Below are 19,184 nucleotides of genomic sequence, written 5' to 3' on the forward strand. Positions count from 1 at the left end.
ATATACTCAAGCGTGCGGTAGATGATGTTTTCCATCCAATGGTAGCGAAGTAAAGCAGCAAAACCCATTTCTTTGGTACTATGATGCACTTTATGAAATTCCCACATCCAGTTAACATGGTGGTACATGCGGTGAATATTCCACTGCATAAAATCGCGTAAAACAAAGATAATGAGCAATTGCACCCATCCCGGCAGGTTCCCGACCTGAATGGCAACCAGATTATTTATGCCAAATAAGCTCAGAAAATCGCTAAAAGCCTGCACGGCTACCATCGAAAGAGCGTTGTAAACCAGGAGGGAAAAGAGAAAGTAATTCCAGAACAGGTAAAAGATATCGAGCCAGAAATGATCACGAATGAGGACCTGATTTTTGCGCCATGGAAAGGCAATTTCTGCCAGATAAATAAGTACTGAGGCAGCAATCAGCCAGTAAAAATAGTTATGCCAGCCCGGGTTCAGAATTTCATTTATAAAGTAATTCGCATAGCCTGTATAGCCATCCATTATTACTTTGACATACTTTTCCACGCTGCAAAGATTGAAATTTTGTTTGGAAATTATGGCCTGACTGAGATTTGGTGCTGAACATTTCTTAATCGGCACGAGCGGGGCCAGCAGCGAAAAATCATTTCTTTACTGCAATAATTATTCCTGTTGCCCAATGTTGTTTTGTTACAACTAAATCACTTCTGTTCTCCAAATATTTCACAAAATTGATGGCTTTTTCTTGATGTCCTTCTGGCCAATTTGGTTGTGGGAGCATATCATCAACAATATAAAAGCCACCCTTGCTTATCATCTCCAAAACTTCGTCTAAAAGAAGATATTTGCCATGCCAAGTGTCTGCAAAAATGTAATCAAATTTTTGTCCTTTGTTAGATTTAATCCATTCCTCTCCATCTGATTGAACTAAATCTAATCGCTTGTCTTGTCCAAGAAATGTTCTAGCAATCTGTAAAAGGGTTTCATCATTATCTAATGATATGATAGTTGAATCATTATCCATTCCATCAAGTATCCAAGATGTTGAAAGTCCAGTTCCTGTCCCAAGTTCAAGGAATTTGCCTGCTGGTTTTGAAGTTGCAAGTGTTCGCAACAAGGAGCACGTTAAAATATCGGAGGGCATTGTAAAGCCATTTTCCTTTGTTGCATTGTCGATGTCAAAATAGGAGTCAGGTACTGGTTGATAAATTCCGTCTGTCATTGTTTATTTATTTCGTCTGATAATTTGAACGTTTCTTTTCTTGCGGTTGCCATCAACGGTTTGGCGCTTGGCGCAGTGGCGGATTTCGGAGCACAAAACTGTCAATAAACTACAAAAGTTGATGCAAAGTAGAATGTTCAATTAACCACTTCACCCGCCATTGAGCCAAACGCCTGTTATGTACAGTAGCTTTTATTCTTGTCCTTTTGATGTAGAGTTTTTAATAATTTCTATAATCCTATTTGGTGAGTCACTTTCTCCGTCTTGGTTCAAATAGCCCGTTTGCTGGTTTGAAAAAATAGTATGAGTTGCCTCAAGTAATACAGCATTTTTTGTCTGAGTATCTGTTCCTGCTGCTTTTGAAAATGTCTCGAAAGTATTTAGTGCATTTTGCCTATGCTTATTCAATATTGAATTATGTTTGTGTGCTTTGTAATTTCTTGTACAGATCGCAAGTGCATAAAACATAACTGTCAATATAACTATTTTGGTTATTGTAAAATGAATTAAAAAGTGTGTCCCCTCGTCTGATGGTTTTATAAAAAGAAGCCCGATTCCGACTAATGTTATTGCAACAAGAACCCAAATTGTCCATTTGAGCCAATTTTCTGAAAGTTTCTTATGTTCACTTGCTTCTTCTTTAAAAATCATGTTGTGTTGGGCTACTCCAACTTCGACAGCAGCTTGTCTTGCTTTGTCAAGAACATCTTTTATTTCTGTTAAATATTTCTCCGATTCTTTCCTGGTTTTCTCTTTTTCTTTCTCCAATTCCGCTAATGCGTCATTGAGTTTAGTACGTTCTAATGAAAGGTCGTTTGAATTTAATAAACCTGTTGTCAATATTGGAATTGCTGTAGAGTAATATGATTCATATTGGTTTTCAAGTTGTGCTATTAAGCTATTTCTTTGATTTACTGGGTTATTTGTTGCAGGATTGAAAGATTTTATTTGGTCAAAGACACTTATTGCATGGTCAAGTTGGCCGTTAAAACCATTTAAAATGTTGTATGGCACATCTAAAAGTTCAACAGTGTTCACTCTCTTGAATAGTTCAATAATTATGACGAATAATCCTTCTGCACTTTTAAAACTTAGCTGTTGCCCAAGTTGTGGCTCTCTCGTCAGTTGGTCAATTGGTATAGTTAAAAACTGTTGAAGTTTGTTTTTTAACTGCTCTACAAGTTGTTTTTGTTGTTCTATTGTTGCCATGTTGTCTTTTTAGCTATTGTACATAACATATCGATTGCTGCAATCCTTTCCGTATTTAAACGAATCTACCCGTTTAATCACAGATTATCAACATCTTAACTATTTTGCACTCAATCCTGCTGTCGTAAAAAAGCCCCGCCATTTCCGGCAGGGCTTCAAATCTCAAAAGAACAAAAGGCTCTTTTCGTATCGCCAATTCGTAATTTTTAATTTTTAATTCGTAATTGACATTAACTACATCCTCCCTGAGTACCGCAGTTCAGACATTTGTAACAAGTACCTGATCTTACCATAATATGCCCGCAATTACCGCATGCCGGAGCATCAGACTGACCGCCACCTGAGATATCCAGAACAGGCTTCAGCTTCAGACTTGAGGTAGTGGTTGAAACAGTAACAGAAGCTTCAACGAATGTATTTGTTGTATCTGTATTCACATCATCGTCAGACATCTGAGGATTACCCAGAATAGCTTTCTGCTCAGTCATGACATGAACCAGATCAGTACGGTTCAGGTATTCATAGCCCAGCATTCTGAAGATATAGTCGATGATAGAAGTCGCGCTCTTGATATTATCATGTCCGCTAACCATACCTGATGGTTCAAAACGGGTGAAAGTAAATTTATCAACAAACTCTTCCAATGGCACACCGTACTGTAAACCTACTGAAACAGCAATTGCGAAACAGTTCATCAGTGAGCGGAAGGTTGCGCCTTCTTTGTGCATATCCACGAAGATTTCTCCCAATGTTCCGTCTTCATACTCTCCGGTACGAACGAATAAGGTTTGTCCGCCAACTGCAGCTTTCTGAGTAAAACCGCCACGCTTACCAGGCAGGTTTTTACGCTCCACAACAGAAGATAACTGACGCTTGAACTTGGTATCGGTTGAACGCTCAAGAATTGCTCTTGCGGCTTCCAGTACCTGATCAGCGGTAAGATCGCTCAGTTTAACATTTGCAGCCTGGCCAAGCACCTCTTCTACAGTATCAAGCTTATCTTCCTTGCTGTCTGATGATTTAGTAGAAAGCGGCTGAGATAATTTACAACCATCACGATAAAGTGCATTTGCCTTCAGCGCCAGTTTCCATGATAATTCATAACAATCTTTAATCTCATCAACCGTTGCCTCATTTGGCAGGTTGATGGTTTTTGAGATTGCACCTGAAAGGAATGGCTGTGCAGCTGCCATCATTTTGATGTGGCCGTGTGCATGGATATAACGCTCTCCTTTCTGACCGCATTTGTTAGCGCAATCGAAGATCGGTAAATGCTCTTCCTTCAGGTAAGGAGCACCCTCTACAGTCATAGTACCACAGATATATTCATTAGCTTCAGCAATTTGCTGGCGACTAAACCCAATAGCGCGAAGCAAATTGAAATCCGGTGAAGAATACTGCTCAGACTTGAACCCTAAACGGTTTAAGCACTCTTCGCCAAGGCTCCACTGATTGAATACGAAACCAATTTCGAAGGCTGCAAGCAGCGATTTATCGATTTTCTCCAGTTCATCCTGAGTAAATCCTTTAGCTGCAAGGCTGTCGAAGTTAATATGTGGCGCACCCTGTAAAGTTGCAGCTCCTTTTGCATAGTTAACAATCGCTTCAATCTCATGCTCTTTGTAGCCCTGATTACGCAATGCAGCAGGAACACCCTGATTGATGATCTTAAAATAACCACCACCTGATAATTTCTTGAATTTAACCAGTGCAAAATCAGGCTCGATACCGGTTGTATCGCAATCCATAACCAAGCCGATTGTTCCGGTTGGAGCAATCACTGTAGTTTGAGCATTACGGTATCCATGTTTCTCACCCAGTTCAACGGCCTTATCCCATGCATTGCATGCCGCTGACAATAAATAATCAGGACAGTATTTAGGGTCAATTCCGCGAGGTGCTATTTCAAGTCCCTCATAAGAATCATTATTATAAGCAGCATAACGGTGATTACGCATTACACGCATCATATGCTTCTTATTTTCATTGTATTTCTTGAAAGTACCCAGCTCTTTTGCCATTTCAGCAGAAGTAGCATAAGCAGTACCGGTCATAATCGCTGTAATCGCACCACCAATTGCACGGGCTTTATCGCTGTCGTAAGGAATACCTGCAACCATCAGCATAGAACCAAGGTTGGCATACCCTAAACCAAGAGTACGGTAATCATAAGATAATTGTGCCACCTCTTTAGATGGAAACTGTGCCATTAACACAGAGATCTCAAGTACTACTGTCCATACACGGCATGCATGCTCAAAGCCTTTTACATCAAATACAAGAGTATCGGCATCGAAGAAATGAGCCAGATTGATTGAAGCCAGGTTACAGGCAGTATTATCAAGGAACATATACTCTGAACATGGGTTCGAAGCGTTTATACGTCCGCCTTCAGGGCAGGTATGCCATTCGTTGATGGTAGTATCATACTGAATACCCGGATCGGCACAAGCCCATGCGGCAAAAGCAATATCCTGCCATAATTTCTCGGCAGAAATAGATTTTACCGGCTGACCACTGATTCGTCCAATCAGATCCCAGTTTCCACCTTCCTCAAGAGCTTTGAAGAATGTGTTTGGTACACGAACAGAGTTATTTGAATTCTGCCCTGAAACCGTACGGTAAGCTTCGCCTTCATAATCGGAAGAATATCCTGCCGCAATCAATGCTGCTACTTTTTTCTCTTCTTCAACTTTCCAGTTCACAAAGCCTTCAATCTCCGGATGATCAAGATCCAGACATACCATTTTAGCCGCACGGCGGGTTGTACCGCCTGATTTGATTGCTCCGGCAGCACGGTCGCCAATCTTCAGGAATGACATCAGGCCCGATGAATAACCGCCGCCTGATAATTTTTCACTTTCTCCGCGGATAGCTGAGAAGTTAGTTCCAACTCCTGAACCGTATTTAAAGATTCTTGCCTCTCTAACCCAAAGGTCCATGATACCGCCATCATTTACCAGATCATCATTTACAGAAAGGATGAAGCAGGCATGAGGCTGAGGGCGCTCGTATGCTGAGGTTGATTTCTCCAGTTTATCTGTATCCGGATTTACGAAGTAGTGACCCTGAGGCTTACCTGTAATGCCGTAAGAACTGTGTAATCCGGTATTGAACCATTGCGGTGAGTTAGGTGCAGCCAACTGTCCTACAATGGTATAAACCAGCTCATCATAGAAAATATCAGCATCTTCCTTGCTTTTGAAATAATTATAACGTTCTCCCCAAACTTTCCAGCAATTAGCCATACGGTGGGCAACCTGCTTAATGCTGTTTTCAGATGATGTTGTTCCGTCGGGCTGTGGTACTCCTGCCTTACGAAAATATTTCTGCGCAAGAATATCAGTAGCAACCTGACTCCAGCTTTCGGGCACTTCTACATTCTTCATTTCGAATACCGCATCACCTGCGGGATTACGTATCACCGAGGTACGCTTTTCATACTTGAAGAGATCGTACACATTTACACCCTCTTTGGTGAAATATCTTTGGAATCCGAGACCTTTTCCGGTTCCTTTTGCTGCTGTGTTTGTAGAAGCTTTGCCCATATTGAAAAATTTAACGTTGTAATTGAGTCAGTTACCCTAAAAAAAATGTTTGGGGGTTTTTAATCAAATCTATCAGTTGAGGACATTTTTATAGAATGTGAGTTTTCCACAGCTTGTTAGTGTATCATAGCCTCAGCACTTAAATAGGCATTAATGCCATGGATTAAAGCGAGTTAGCTATGTGGAAAACTCAAAAAAAGACCATTTTTATACTATTTTTATTACACCTGAATACACACAGAAAAGCCGGCTTTTTTTGCCGGCTTTTCACAGAATATTATAAGATCTTCCAGGCATCAAAAATGCACGAAAAGTATTTCAAAGTTATTCAACTATAGTAACCTTGATCATATTGGTTTTACCTTTTTTCTCAATCGGAATTGCTGCAGTATTGATGACCACATTACCAGGCTCAACAAGCTTCTCGGCTTTCAGTATCTGATTCACATCACGGAAAGTTTTGTCGGTACTCTCAAATTTATCGTAGAAGAACCCGCGTACTCCCCATAAAAGACTTAAGGTATTTAAAAGCTTACGATTACTTGTAAAAATAAAAGTAGCCGCTTTTGGACGATAGCTTGAAATTTCAAATGCCGTATATCCCGAAGAAGTCATTGAAATAATTCCTACAGCATTCGTTTTTTCTGCCAGGAATACTGCTGATCCGCAAACCGCATCTCCCATATATGTAGCAGAATTCTCATTCAGGTCTTTATGAGCATTGAAAGGATAATCGTTCTCTTCAACGTTCCTTACAATCTTATTCATAGTTTCAATAACAATCAGTGGATATTCTCCGACTGAGGTCTCGCCACTCAGCATCACAGCATCCGCTCCGTCAAGCACCGAATTGGCCACATCATTCACCTCAGCACGCGTAGGGCGCGGGGAAGTGATCATGCTTTCAAGCATCTGAGTAGCAACAATTACAGGTTTTGAGGCAGCACGGCATTTTCTGGCAATCATTTTCTGAAGCAAAGGAACCTGCTCCATAGGCATTTCAACCCCCAGGTCTCCACGGGCAACCATCACACCATCTGTTGCTTCAATAATCTCATTGATATTATCAATTGCCTCCGGCTTCTCGATTTTGGCAATAACCCTTGCCGATTTATCGCTTCTGGCAATAATCCTCTTCAGTTCTATGATATCATCAGCCGATCTTACAAATGATAAACCTATCCATTCCACATCATTTTTCAGGGCAAACTCCAGATTGGTAAGATCTTCTTCTGTTAAACTCGGAATAGACACCTTGGTATTGGGCAGATTTACTCCTTTACGTGATGTAAGAACTCCGCCATAAAGTACTTCGCATTGAACAGTATCTTTATTATTGGTACTTAATACACGCATCTGGATCTTACCATCATCCAGAAGGATGATTTCTCCGGAACGCACATCGCTTGGGAAACTCTGATAGGTTATATAGATCTGCTTCTCATCACCAACAAGTTCTTTAGTGGTGATTTCGATTTTGTGTCCGCTGGCAAGGTTAACTCCGCCATCTTTCACCAGCCCGATACGAATCTTCGGACCCTGAAGATCCGCCAGAATACCTACGTTGGTTTTATACTTCTTATTTATATCACGAATAATATCAATGACTTTTTGATGGTCTGCATGATCTCCGTGTGAAAAATTGAGCCTGCAAACATCAACACCGGCCTTGATCATGTTCAACAAGACTTCTTTCTTTGAAGAGGCCGGGCCTAATGTGGCAACAATTTTAGTTCTGTTGTGAACCGTTTTCATCTGCTTTCGTTTATTTAGATTGATTCCTGTCCTCATACGTGTACTTTATACACCATGTAGACAGGGCTAAAATATGAGATTTTCTTTGGATTTCAATTTTTTAGGATCTACTTCGGCTGCTACCAGCACTTCCGGAATCCTGTTTATACCATTAATAAGCTGCCTGAGGTCTTCATCATCAATATAATTCCTGATTAATAAAAAGAAATCCACTTTTTTCATTTCAGGTATTAAAAAACCCTCGGAGCCTTTATTTGCGAGAATATACAACTCCGTTTCAGATTCAGGAGGCAGATAAACATATCTGCTGAAATAGAAAGGATCCCCGGTTGTATCAAAGGGCAATTCGAGATCTGCTATCTTGCAAAAATCAGTCCCCAGCTGCCTGTTAAGCTTAAAACAGAACATATAATCTTTAAGCTGCGTAGTTATGGCAACCAGCACAAAGTCAAGATCAAGTTCAAATTTTAATGTAGTTTTATTCAATTTCTATCTCCTGTACAAAATTACAAAAGTAATATGCTTTAAGCCCCAAATTGTTGGATATTAAATTGCGAAAAACAAAAAGGTTTGAAAATTGATAGAATTTATTTTTCTTTGCACAGAATTATTTAACAATTAAATTAAAAAACCATGTCTGATATCGCTTCAAGAGTTAAAGCAATTATCGTTGAAAAATTAGGTGTTGACGAAAGTGAAGTTACACCAGAGGCATCTTTCACCAATGATCTTGGTGCCGATTCATTAGACACCGTGGAATTAATCATGGAGTTTGAGAAGGAGTTCAACGTGGCTATCCCTGATGACCAGGCTGAAACTATCGGTACTGTAGGTCAAGCTATCGCTTATTTAGAAAAGAACGTAAAGTAATTTACGATATCCTCATCATAAATGGAGCTTAAAAGAGTTGTTGTTACAGGATTAGGTGCGCTTACTCCAATCGGTAATACTCTTCCGGAATTCTGGAATAGTTTAATCAATGGGGTAAGCGGCGCCGCTCCTATAACTCATTACGATACTGAAAAATTCCGTACAAAATTCGCGTGCGAAGTTAAAAACTTCAATCCTGAAGAATTTATGGACAAAAAAGAGGTACGTAAACTTGATCCTTTTGTTCATTATGCAATTGTTGCATCTGATGAGGCTATTAAAGACGCAGGTTTAGACTTCCCTAATCTGGATACAAACCGTATTGGTGTAATCTGGGGTTCGGGAATCGGAGGTTTAAAAACTTTTACCGATGAAGTTGTAAACTTTGCCAATGGAGACGGAACGCCCCGTTTCAATCCATTCTTCATTCCAAAAATGATTCTGGACATCGCTCCGGGTCATATTTCAATCCGGCATGGTTTGCGCGGCCCGAATTTTTCGACTGTTTCTGCATGTGCTTCTTCAACCAATGCACTGATCGATGCATTCAACTATCTCCGCTTGGGGATGGCTGATGTAATTGTTTCAGGAGGTTCTGAGGCTATTATTAATGAGGCAGGTATGGGTGGCTTTAATGCGATGCATGCACTTTCGACCAGAAATGACGATCCTGCTACTGCGTCACGCCCATTCGACAAAGACCGTGATGGTTTTGTGGCAGGCGAAGGTGCAGGAAGTATCATTCTTGAAGAGCTTGAGCATGCAAAAGCACGCGGAGCAAAGATCTATGCTGAAATAGTTGGTGGCGGCATGAGTGCTGATGCAAATCATATCACTGCACCACATCCTGAAGGACTTGGAGCTAAACTGGTTATGACCAATGCGATGAGAGATGCGGGTTTAAAGCCTTCGGATATTGATTATATCAACGTTCATGGTACCTCTACTCCTCTTGGGGATATCAGCGAAGTAAAGGCTATTCTTCACCTTTTCCAGGAAGATGCATTCAAACTGAATATCAGTTCTACAAAATCTATGACCGGTCATCTTCTGGGTGCTGCCGGAGCTGTAGAAGCAATTGCTGCAATTCTTGCCGTTAAGAATGACATTATTCCTCCAACAATAAACCATTTCACTGATGATCCGGGTTTTGATCCAAGATTAAATTTTACATTTAACAAGGCTCAGAAACGTACGGTAAATGCTGCATTAAGTAATACATTTGGTTTTGGCGGACATAATGCTTCTGTTATCTTCAAAAAATATCAGGCCTGAGCTTATTAGCTGCAAATTTTCCCTTTCCGGATACATTAAACCTGTATATTAGTTTCTATTCACTTGAGTAACAGTAATTAATGCCGTTTTTCAGAATCTATAAGCTTTATTTTTCGCCTAACCGCAAGTATATCAGATCTCTGGAGAACCTCTTAGGTTTTGTTCCGGGCAATATCAGGCTCTACCGCATGGCATTCAGACACCGCTCTGTTGCTGTTCCGATAAAGAACGGAGCCAAAAACAGTAATGAAAGGCTTGAATTTCTTGGTGATGCTATTTTGGGATCCGTTGTAGCTGAGCTGCTTTTTAAAATGTATCCCTATAAGGATGAAGGCTTTCTGACTGAGATGCGCTCAAAAATTGTAAGCCGATCCAACCTGAATCAACTGGCAAAAAAACTGGGCATTGATGAGCACATTGAGTTTGATAATAAACTGCTGAACCATAACAGCAAGCAGGGTTCACTTCTGGGAGATACTTTTGAAGCTATGATCGGAGCTGTTTATATGGATAAGGATTATAATTTTACCCGAAATTTTCTTCTTAACCGTATCATCAAACCACATATTGATATCCATACGCTTGAGCTTACCGAAACTAATTTCAAGAGCAAGCTAATTGAATGGTGCCAGCGTCACGGAAAAGATATTACCTTTGAAATAATTCCAAACGAAGAGGGCGAAAACTCTAAACTATTCACGATCCAGGTGAATGTAGATGGCGAAAGTTGTGCTATCGGAAGAGATTATAATAAAAAGAATGCTGAAAAACTGGCAGCTGAAAAAGCCTGCGAGTTCTTAAAGATTTAAAAATGGAAAACAGCGCAGCAAAATCTTATCAGAAAAACCTGCTGACAGCCATTTTCATTCTAATCCCTCTTGCTTATTTCCTCCGTCTGAACTCCTATCAGCTGATCTTTGAGGAACCAAGAAGAGCTTTGGTAGCACTTGAAATGCTTTTGGCCGACAATTGGATAGTTCCCACGACGAACGGCGAACTTTATTACAACAAACCACCATTTTATAACTGGATACTGATCGGTTTCGTTGCAATTCTTGGTAAGGCTGAATGGGTTATCAGACTGCCTTCCATATTATCGCTTTTTGCAACTGCATTTATACATTACCGGATCAGTAAAAACTATATCGGCAAACAGGCTGCATTGTTTTCTGCTCTGTTTTACCTGACAAGTGCAGATATCCTGTTCTATTTTTCATTGCTGGGAGAGATTGATCTGTTCTATGCTCTGATTGTTCACCTTCAGGCAATCCTGATCTTTCATTTCTATCAGCAGAAAAAATGGCATTCATTGTTCATTTATTCTTACCTGCTGACCGCCGCCGGGGTACTCACCAAAGGTATACCGTCACTTTTTTTTCAGGCAATTACACTTTTAGTCATATTTACCCTGAATAAAGACTTCAAAAGGCTATTCTCTTTCTGGCATTTTGCAGGGATACTGCTGCTGATCGCCGGTGGAGGAGGATATTTTTACCTGTATTCAGGATACCATGATGCCGGGCCCTATCTTGCACGTTTGTTTACCGAAACATTTTCAAGAACCGGAATGGAATCAAGCCTGATGGATAACCTGAGGCATTTTCTGAATTTTCCGGTTCAGCTCATCAAAATTTCAGCACCCTGGTTCCTGTTGTTTTTACTGACAATAAATACAAACTGGAAAAGCATTTTAAACGAAAATCCATTCCTCAAATTTAGTCTCTGGTTCTGCCTGGCTAACGGTTTACTCTACTTCCTGTCGCCGGGAACAAGAGAACGTTATCTGTACATGTTTTTTCCGTTCATCTACTCTCTGCTAGCCTTCGCAGTTCATGAAAAAACTCCGGCAGGCAATAAAAAATGGATAAAGTATTTTTATCTGTTTATCGGAATCACTGTAAGTGCAGGATTAGCTGGAATAGCCGTTTTCGGAATAATCAGACAGGATTCATGGGTATACATCATACTATGCCTCACACCGGGACTATGTGTTGCGGCAGGATTATACTTCAGTAAACTGAAATCCAATGCAGACTGGATACTGGCAGCAGTTATGTTCATTCTGATAGCGCGAACAGGATTTGACATGATCATACTCCCAACAAAAAAAGAGCACGATCCCTATAAAGCTGATGCCATGAAAATGTCTGAGATTATTGGTAAAGAAGATATTTACCTTAGTGGTATACCTGAACATAAAGTGGATGATGTAAAATTTGCAGGCATGTATTTTACCAGATATGAAAGGGAGGAACCAACTTATATGGCCTTTCAAACTTCGTTTTACTTGTCGAGATTTACCGGAAAGATAGTAAAGTATACCCGGGACGAAAACGAAAAAGGTTTTTATATCAGGCTTGATGATAGTAAAGATCAGACAGAAAATAAATTTACCAAGCCTGATTCGATCCGGATATATTACCGTTTCAACAACCGCCTCAACAAGCAGGATCAATGGTATATTCTATATAAATACATCAGATAATGCCCGGGGCAATAAAAAAAATAGCTGCAGTCTTTTTTCTTTGTTGGAGCTTTTTTGTGTTTATAACTGCCATGATCCTGGTATTACCATTTATTCTGATACTTTCTGTACTGTTAAAGGGTAAAAAAGCACAGGATTCAATCTTCTTCTTTTTGAAAGTCTGGGCCCGGATATTTTCCATACTCTGTTTTTACCCGGTGCGTACTGTAAGCAGAAATAAAACCGATAAAGCATATATCTATGTATGCAATCATAACTCTTATCTGGATGCTATTGCGGTGGTTATAGCCATTGCAGGTTCTTTTAAACCACTTGGAAAGATAGAAATGGTTAAGACTCCTATCTTCGGACTGATCTACAAAAGAGTTGTGGTTCTGATTGACCGTAAAAGTAAAGAGAGCCGTGCACGTTGTGTGGAAGAACTCAAAACTGATCTGGCAGAAGGGCAATCCATTCTGATATTTCCTGAAGGAACGATGAACCGTACGAATGAAGTATTGACTGATTTTTACGATGGCGCATTCCGGATGGCAATTGAAACACAAACTGATATTGTTCCGATGGTAATATTGAATGCACGGAAACTGTTTCCCAGATCAAACCCGCTGGCCATTAAGCCAGGTCTGATCACCTGCGTTTTTAGCGAACCGGTGCAGGTACAGGGACTACAGGCAGATGATCTTGAAGCTTTGAAAATCCGGGTCAGGACAAAGATGGAAGAGATGATTAATAAAGGCTGATCTAATATTTCAGGTTCTTTTCTGAAAGGTCGGGAGCTTTAGGTAACGGAGGCAAACCCAAAATAGCTTTAGGACGGCCTTCCTGATTGAAACTCTGAGCCGATAATTTTATATATCTGATCAGTGAATATTCATCCCAATACTGAAATTGCTGATAATCAGGACGATATAAAATCATAAAATTCTTCAGATCTTCAGCTGCAAGTCCGCTTATTCGTTCCACAAAACCAGCATTAAAACGGCGGTCAATCTCAGTTTGCTGTAGTTCTCTGTTATAAAAAGAATTAAAACGGCGAGCTTGTGCAGGCGTTTTTCCAATCAGTTCATAAATTGCTGTCAGCGGCATAAAAATGTAGGAAAGCAATGGGGGTTTCCCGGCAAAATACGAACCCTTTTTCCTGTACTGATCTCGGACTTCCTGCAATTCCTGCTTTTTTGTCTGAGCCTCAATCCTGACTTCTTCCAGACGGATTACAGGTTGCAAGCGGATTACCAGATCTGAAAGATTGTATAAAATCACTGCCTGATCTGTATACCCTTCTTTCATGAAGCGTAGAGTATCACCTTTTGAAGCCTGAATATTGAATAAACCAAAGTCATTGGTCTGGGTTTTAAGATCTGCCTTTCTGTTGAGAACTGTTACACCCGAAATCTTTAGCGCACCCTTACTTTCTATAACCAGCCCTCTGACTAAGCTTTCCTGAGCATGGGCAGAAAAACTGCAGAATAGCAGCATCTGAAGGGCAAGGCAAAAAAAAGATAAACCTGGTTTCATCTGAGCATTTCTGTAGAATCAAAATTAACAAAAGCAGGCAATGGTTTATCTTAAATTATGTTAAAAGCCTTATTAATCAGGTTTCCAATTAAATCTTATCTTTACAAAATGATAAAATCCATGACCGGTTATGGCTTGGCTGCCAATGATTATGCCCGTGCAAAGTACACGGTAGAGATCAAATCTCTGAACAGCAAGTTTCTGGAGCTTTCTCTGAAAATCCCTAAATCATTTTCAGACAAGGAATTCCTGTTAAGGAATGAATGTACCAAACAGATTGAAAGAGGGAAGGTTAGCATCAGCATTAATATTGAATATGCTGAATCCACACAGAAGACATCTGTAATCAATCAGGATTTGCTGAAACATTATTTTGAACAGCTGAAAGCATCTGCCGATTCATTGGGTGATTCAGGAAGCAATCTGTTGCAGATGGCCCTGAACTTCCCTGAAGTTGTTCAGTATGCCGCAGACGAAGCCAGTGAGGATGAATGGAAAGCACTTCACTCGACCTTTGAACAGGCTTTAACAAACTTCCAGAACTTTCGCCGGGATGAGGGAACAGTACTTAAGCAGGACCTGATCCTGCGTATCAGCAATATACTGGAAGGCATGAGGCTTGTTTCTGAGCAGGAACCGTTGCGCATTCCGTCTATTAAAGATCGTCTGAATCAGTTTCTGGAAGATGCCGTCGGCAAAGAGAATATTGACCACAACCGCTTTGAGCAGGAGCTGATCTATTTTATCGACAAACTGGACATCACCGAGGAGAAAATCCGTTTGAAAAGTCATTGCGACTACTTCATAGCAGCACTTAACGATAAAGATGCAAACGGTAAAAAATTAGGCTTTATCTCTCAGGAAATCGGGCGCGAGATTAATACCATGGGTTCAAAAGCCAACGATGCCAAAATGCAGCAGATTGTTGTTGGCATGAAAGAAGAACTCGAAAAAATAAAGGAACAATTATTAAACGTATTATAAATCTCTAATTTACAATAACTTATAAAAAAAAATTAGCAATAAATCAAATTTTTAATTCTTAATTTTTAATTCTCAATTGAAAGGTAAACTCATCATATTTTCAGCACCTTCAGGAGCAGGCAAGACTACCATTGTACACCATCTGCTGAAGACTTTCCCTAACCTGTCATTCTCTATTTCAGCTACTACCCGTGAACAGCGCGGCGAAGAGGTGCATGGACAGGACTACTACTTCATCAGTCAGGAAAGCTTTCTGCATAAAATTGCCCAGAAGGAATTTGTTGAGTTTGAAGAGGTATATAACGGCACATTTTACGGCACACTGCGTTCTGAAATTGAGCGTATCTGGGCTCAGGGTAAACATGTAATATTTGATATCGATGTGGAGGGTGGCCTGCACCTGAAAAGAAAATACGGAGAGCAGGCTCTGGCAATTTTTGTTCAGCCCCCATCACTCGAAGTGCTGATTGAAAGGCTGACCGGAAGAGGGACTGATTTACCCGAAAAACTTGCCGAGAGAATCAGAAAGGCAGATAAAGAATTGAAATATGCCGATAAGTTCGATGTTATCCTGAAAAATTTTGAACTGGAAACCGCCTGTAAGGAAGCAGAGCAGTTAGTCTCTGATTTTCTGTCAAAAACTGATATTCTGTTGTAAATTCCGGCAACCAAATATGAAAGTAGGATTATTTTTCGGCTCATTTAACCCAATTCATACTGGTCATATGATCATTGCCAACTATATGGCAAATCATACCGATCTGCAGCAGGTTTGGCTGGTGGTATCTCCGCATAACCCACTGAAAGAGAAAAGCGACCTGATTAATATGTACGATCGTCTTGAAATGGCCAGGCTGGCAACCGAAGACGCAATGAACATCCGGGTCAGTGATGCAGAGCTCAAACTTCCGCAGCCTTCCTATACCATTGACACCCTGACATATCTGCATGAAAAATATCCTGAACACGAATTCAGCCTGATCATGGGTTCAGACAATCTCCTTTCACTGAAGAAATGGAAGAATTATGAACTGATCCTTCGCGATTATCACATCCATATTTATCCCCGTCCGGGATATGATAAGCACGATTTTAAAGATCATCCGTCGATCAGCTTTACCGAAACTCCTTTGATGGAATTATCTGCCACCTTTATCAGGAATGCGGTAAAGGCTAAAAAAAATGTCCAGTATTTCGTTCCTGATAAGGTTCTGAAATTTATTGAGGGGAAGAATCTATACAAATAAACCTGTATCCGGTTTTTATAGGCTGTCAGCGTTAACGCTGACAGGGTTAAAATAAAAAAAATGTCCAAAGAATCAACAATTCTAAAACTAAAACTCCCAACCGATCCTCTCTGGGTAAAAAACGTTGTGGAAAGCAATATTGAAGAAATTCTGACTGACCATGCTTTTTGCGAGCAGAAAGCGGCCAGTAATGCCATTACGCTGATCGTTCAGAATCCGAACCTTTCTGATCTGGTACAGGAAATGGCTATGCTGGTACAGGAGGAAATGGATCATTTTAAACGTGTACACGACCTGATTATTGCCCGCGGCTATGTATTAGGCCGCGAACGAAAAGATCATTACGTGAATGAGCTGATGCAGTTTATGATCAAAGGAGGAAGCCGCCATGCACAACTGATTGACCGTTTACTGTTCTCAGCCATGATTGAAGCGCGCAGCTGTGAACGATTCAAAGTAATGTCAGAACATATCAAGGATGAAGAACTTTCTGCATTTTACCATGAGCTGATGATCAGCGAAGCCGGACATTATACCATGTTCATCAAATTAGCCCGCAAATACGCAGAAGATATTGATGTGGATAAGCGATGGAATGAGTATCTGGGATACGAAGCAAAAGTGATTCAGAACTACGGAAAATCGGAAACAATTCATGGATAATTCTCTATAAAATACCAATTCCAAAACTACAAGAAGTAGCGTAACCCGTGAATAATCGAATCGGAGAAAAGCAGCTTTGTTTCCACGGGTTATTTTCCGTACAAAAGGAATATAGTAGGCCGCTTATGCAAATCAGGAACTTTTAATTTCCATTCCCTGATCCGTTTAGTTTGTACAAATTCTGTTTCAGCTGTCAGGTCGCAGGCGATACATAACCTGGTTTCAGCCTTGCAAGATCTTAATATTTCCTCCAGCATGGTATTGTTGCGAAAAGGGGTTTCAATAAAAAGCTGTGTCTGATGATGCCGCTCAGCAATTGATTCCAACTCCCTGATCTTATTTGCCCGCTGCACTTTATCAATAGGCAGATAACCATGAAAAGCAAAACTTTGTCCGCTGAAACCCGAAGCCATCAATGCCAGAAGTATTGAACTCGGCCCCACCAGAGGAATAACCCTGATTCCTTTTTCGTGGGCAAGGGCAACGATATCAGCACCGGGATCGGCAACACCCGGACAACCGGCCTCACTCATTAAACCCACATTTTTACCTGCCAGCAATCCTTTGAAAAAATCACGGGTATCTCCGTCACGGTTATGTTTGCCATAATCATGGATAATAAGCTCATTCTGTGGAGTTTTAAGACCTGCTTCCTTCAGAAACTTTCGTGCTGTTTTACTGTTTTCCACAATATATTCATCTATCTGATTGATTGTTTCTACCAGATAAGGGGTGAATGATTTTGCAGAGGCCTGCTCAGCCAATGGCACCGGAATAAGGTATAAGGAACCTAAAGACATGTTCTGTTTTTTGGACAAAATAAGCAAATTCTATACAATAGCCCGTATGAGCAGGGCCGGCAATAGCAGGAATACCCTATTTCTCATCTTAATACGATGACAAATTGCCATGGCACAACACTTGCCATATTTTTAACAGGATTATAAACAAGCCATCGTAATAAATCTATTACAATACAACCTTTGGCAGAATTTTATACTCATGATAATAAATACAAACAAATTAAATTTTAGAGCCATGGAAACGAAACTTAAATTCCGAAACTATCTGCCTGGTCTCATTTTAATACTAAGCCTTATGCTGCCGGGTCAGTCAAAGGCGCAGTATGATGATGATGTTTCACTGGAAACATTTTATGAAGAACTTTCTCCTTATGGGGTCTGGATTAATGACCCTCAGTATGGATATGTCTGGCGTCCGGATGTAGATCAGGACGAATTCAGACCATATTATACAAACGGACACTGGGAAATGACACAATATGGAAACACCTGGGTGTCCAATTATGATTGGGGATGGGCTCCATTCCACTACGGGCGCTGGGTCTTCCATAATCGCAAAGGCTGGTTATGGATCCCTGACACCAGATGGGGACCTGCATGGGTTAGCTGGAGAAGAGGTGGGGGCTATTACGGATGGGCGCCGCTTGGTCCGGGTGTATCAATCAGTATCAATATCGGACCACGAATCCCCGACTTTTACTGGGTTTTCGTACCAGACAGATCTATTTACTCATACAGATATCCGCGATACGACCGATACAGAAACGTGAATATCTATCATAATACTGTAATCATCAATAATACCTATGTACACAACAGATACAGGTATTACACCGGACCAAGAGTTGAAGAAATCAGAAGAGTAACAAATCAGCCGGTGAAAATCCATGATGTACGTGATTACAGGGATAATCGGTATGGAAGAACTAATGGCAGACCTGAAGTTGACCGTCGTCCGGAACAAAGATCTTATCCTTCTCAGAATCCAAGACCGGAACGGACCTATGACAACAATGAAAACAGAGGTTCTGTAACAGGTAGAGGGAATAATGGAATTCAGAACAGACCTGATACAAAAGAGCTTGAACGTCCGCAACAAAGGTCTTATCCTTCTCAAAATACAAGACCAGAACGTACTTATGACAACAATGAAAACAGAGGTTCTGTAACAGGTAGAGGGAATAATGGAATTCAGGGAAGACCTGATACAAAAGAACTTGAACGTTCGGGCACTAATCAGCCTCCTGCATCATCACAACGTTCTTCAAGAAGCTGGGATAACCAGGAAGTGAGAAGAAGTCAGGAACCGGTATATGAGCGTCAGAATCAGGGACAGTCAGCACCTGTAAGAAGGGAAGAAAGACCTGCAAGAGCTCAGCAATCAGCTCCTCATCAGGCACCGGAAAGCAGCCGTCAGGGAAATAACTCTGAGAACAGGGAAAGCAGCAGCAAGGAGCAGGGAAATGGAAATGGCCGCAGTCAGGGAAGGCCTTCAAGAGTACAATAAAAAAGATGCTGTCGCAAAAGTAATTTTTGTGCAGACCTTAGATGCACCTAAAACGGCAATTTTCGATATGAAAATTGCCGTTTTTTATTAGTTTTTGCTCTTGAGGCAGCCTCGTTT

General features: G+C 40.7%; 18 protein-coding genes. 10 read left to right on the top strand and 8 right to left on the bottom strand.

Features of this window, described 5'->3' with window-relative positions:
* From P2W72_RS01945 to P2W72_RS01970, 6 genes are all read right to left on the bottom strand, one after another.
* Window positions 1-530 (bottom strand): sterol desaturase family protein (locus P2W72_RS01945; RefSeq protein ID WP_276359189.1); only part of this gene is annotated, 530 nt, incomplete at its 3' end.
* A 97-nt stretch (window positions 531-627) separates the two neighbouring features.
* Entirely contained in the window at window positions 628-1,206 is a 579-nt protein-coding gene (locus P2W72_RS01950) for a class I SAM-dependent methyltransferase (protein WP_276359190.1), read from the bottom strand.
* Window positions 1,207-1,398: 192 nt separating this feature from the next.
* Complete coding sequence (locus P2W72_RS01955; RefSeq protein WP_276359191.1) at window positions 1,399-2,415, bottom strand: hypothetical protein; 1,017 nt, start codon at window positions 2,413-2,415, stop codon at window positions 1,399-1,401.
* 230 nt (window positions 2,416-2,645) lie between these two features.
* Entirely contained in the window at window positions 2,646-5,963 is a 3,318-nt protein-coding gene (locus P2W72_RS01960; protein WP_276359192.1) for a vitamin B12-dependent ribonucleotide reductase, read from the bottom strand.
* Window positions 5,964-6,287: 324 nt separating this feature from the next.
* A complete protein-coding gene (gene pyk, locus P2W72_RS01965) occupies window positions 6,288-7,718 on the bottom strand; it encodes a pyruvate kinase (protein ID WP_276359193.1) in 1,431 nt (476 codons plus the stop codon).
* A 66-nt stretch (window positions 7,719-7,784) separates the two neighbouring features.
* Window positions 7,785-8,204 (bottom strand): IPExxxVDY family protein, encoded by a 420-nt coding sequence (locus P2W72_RS01970; protein WP_276359194.1) that lies wholly within the window; start codon window positions 8,202-8,204, stop codon window positions 7,785-7,787.
* A gap of 147 nt (window positions 8,205-8,351) precedes the next feature.
* Here P2W72_RS01970 and P2W72_RS01975 point away from each other — a divergent pair, with 147 nt between their 5' ends.
* From P2W72_RS01975 to P2W72_RS01995, 5 genes are all read left to right on the top strand, one after another.
* Entirely contained in the window at window positions 8,352-8,588 is a 237-nt protein-coding gene (locus P2W72_RS01975; RefSeq protein ID WP_008508386.1) for an acyl carrier protein, read from the top strand.
* 21 nt (window positions 8,589-8,609) lie between these two features.
* Window positions 8,610-9,863: a beta-ketoacyl-ACP synthase II gene (gene fabF, locus P2W72_RS01980; protein ID WP_276359195.1), complete on the top strand. Its 1,254-nt coding sequence runs from the start codon at window positions 8,610-8,612 to the stop codon at window positions 9,861-9,863.
* Window positions 9,864-9,943: 80 nt separating this feature from the next.
* The gene (rnc, locus tag P2W72_RS01985) at window positions 9,944-10,672 is read left to right on the top strand and encodes a ribonuclease III (RefSeq protein WP_276359196.1); all 729 of its coding nucleotides are present in this window, start codon (window positions 9,944-9,946) and stop codon (window positions 10,670-10,672) included.
* Between the two features lie 2 nt (window positions 10,673-10,674).
* Entirely contained in the window at window positions 10,675-12,348 is a 1,674-nt protein-coding gene (locus tag P2W72_RS01990; RefSeq protein WP_276359197.1) for a glycosyltransferase family 39 protein, read from the top strand.
* Between the two features lie 71 nt (window positions 12,349-12,419).
* On the top strand, window positions 12,420-13,088 hold the full coding sequence (locus tag P2W72_RS01995; protein WP_276359198.1) for a lysophospholipid acyltransferase family protein: 669 nt from the start codon (window positions 12,420-12,422) through the stop codon (window positions 13,086-13,088).
* A 1-nt stretch (window position 13,089) separates the two neighbouring features.
* On the opposite strand, the gene P2W72_RS02000 is transcribed toward P2W72_RS01995, so the two are convergent.
* The gene (locus tag P2W72_RS02000; RefSeq protein ID WP_276359199.1) at window positions 13,090-13,863 is read right to left on the bottom strand and encodes a hypothetical protein; all 774 of its coding nucleotides are present in this window, start codon (window positions 13,861-13,863) and stop codon (window positions 13,090-13,092) included.
* 108 nt (window positions 13,864-13,971) lie between these two features.
* Between P2W72_RS02000 and P2W72_RS02005 the strand changes: the two genes are divergently transcribed.
* The 4 genes from P2W72_RS02005 (at window position 13,972) to P2W72_RS02020 (ending at window position 16,757) form a co-directional block, all read left to right on the top strand.
* Window positions 13,972-14,847 (top strand): YicC/YloC family endoribonuclease, encoded by an 876-nt coding sequence (locus P2W72_RS02005; RefSeq protein ID WP_276359200.1) that lies wholly within the window; start codon window positions 13,972-13,974, stop codon window positions 14,845-14,847.
* A gap of 76 nt (window positions 14,848-14,923) precedes the next feature.
* Window positions 14,924-15,505 (top strand): guanylate kinase, encoded by a 582-nt coding sequence (gmk, locus tag P2W72_RS02010; RefSeq protein ID WP_276359201.1) that lies wholly within the window; start codon window positions 14,924-14,926, stop codon window positions 15,503-15,505.
* 16 nt (window positions 15,506-15,521) lie between these two features.
* On the top strand, window positions 15,522-16,094 hold the full coding sequence (gene nadD, locus P2W72_RS02015) for a nicotinate (nicotinamide) nucleotide adenylyltransferase (RefSeq protein WP_276359202.1): 573 nt from the start codon (window positions 15,522-15,524) through the stop codon (window positions 16,092-16,094).
* Between the two features lie 60 nt (window positions 16,095-16,154).
* Window positions 16,155-16,757, top strand: a complete 603-nt coding sequence (locus tag P2W72_RS02020) for a tRNA-(ms[2]io[6]A)-hydroxylase (RefSeq protein ID WP_276359203.1) — start codon at window positions 16,155-16,157, stop codon at window positions 16,755-16,757.
* 89 nt (window positions 16,758-16,846) lie between these two features.
* Here the strand turns inward: P2W72_RS02020 and P2W72_RS02025 are convergent, their stop codons facing one another.
* On the bottom strand, window positions 16,847-17,557 hold the full coding sequence (locus tag P2W72_RS02025; RefSeq protein ID WP_276359204.1) for an SAM-dependent methyltransferase: 711 nt from the start codon (window positions 17,555-17,557) through the stop codon (window positions 16,847-16,849).
* A 238-nt stretch (window positions 17,558-17,795) separates the two neighbouring features.
* Here P2W72_RS02025 and P2W72_RS02030 point away from each other — a divergent pair, with 238 nt between their 5' ends.
* Window positions 17,796-19,067 carry a DUF6600 domain-containing protein gene (locus P2W72_RS02030; RefSeq protein ID WP_276359205.1) on the top strand — a complete coding sequence of 424 codons (1,272 nt, stop codon included), beginning with the start codon at window positions 17,796-17,798 and terminating at the stop codon, window positions 19,065-19,067.
* Window positions 19,068-19,184 lie beyond the last annotated feature (117 nt).

The sequence above is a fragment of the Daejeonella sp. H1SJ63 genome (genome assembly GCF_029360775.1).
Lineage (GTDB): Bacteria > Bacteroidota > Bacteroidia > Sphingobacteriales > Sphingobacteriaceae > Daejeonella.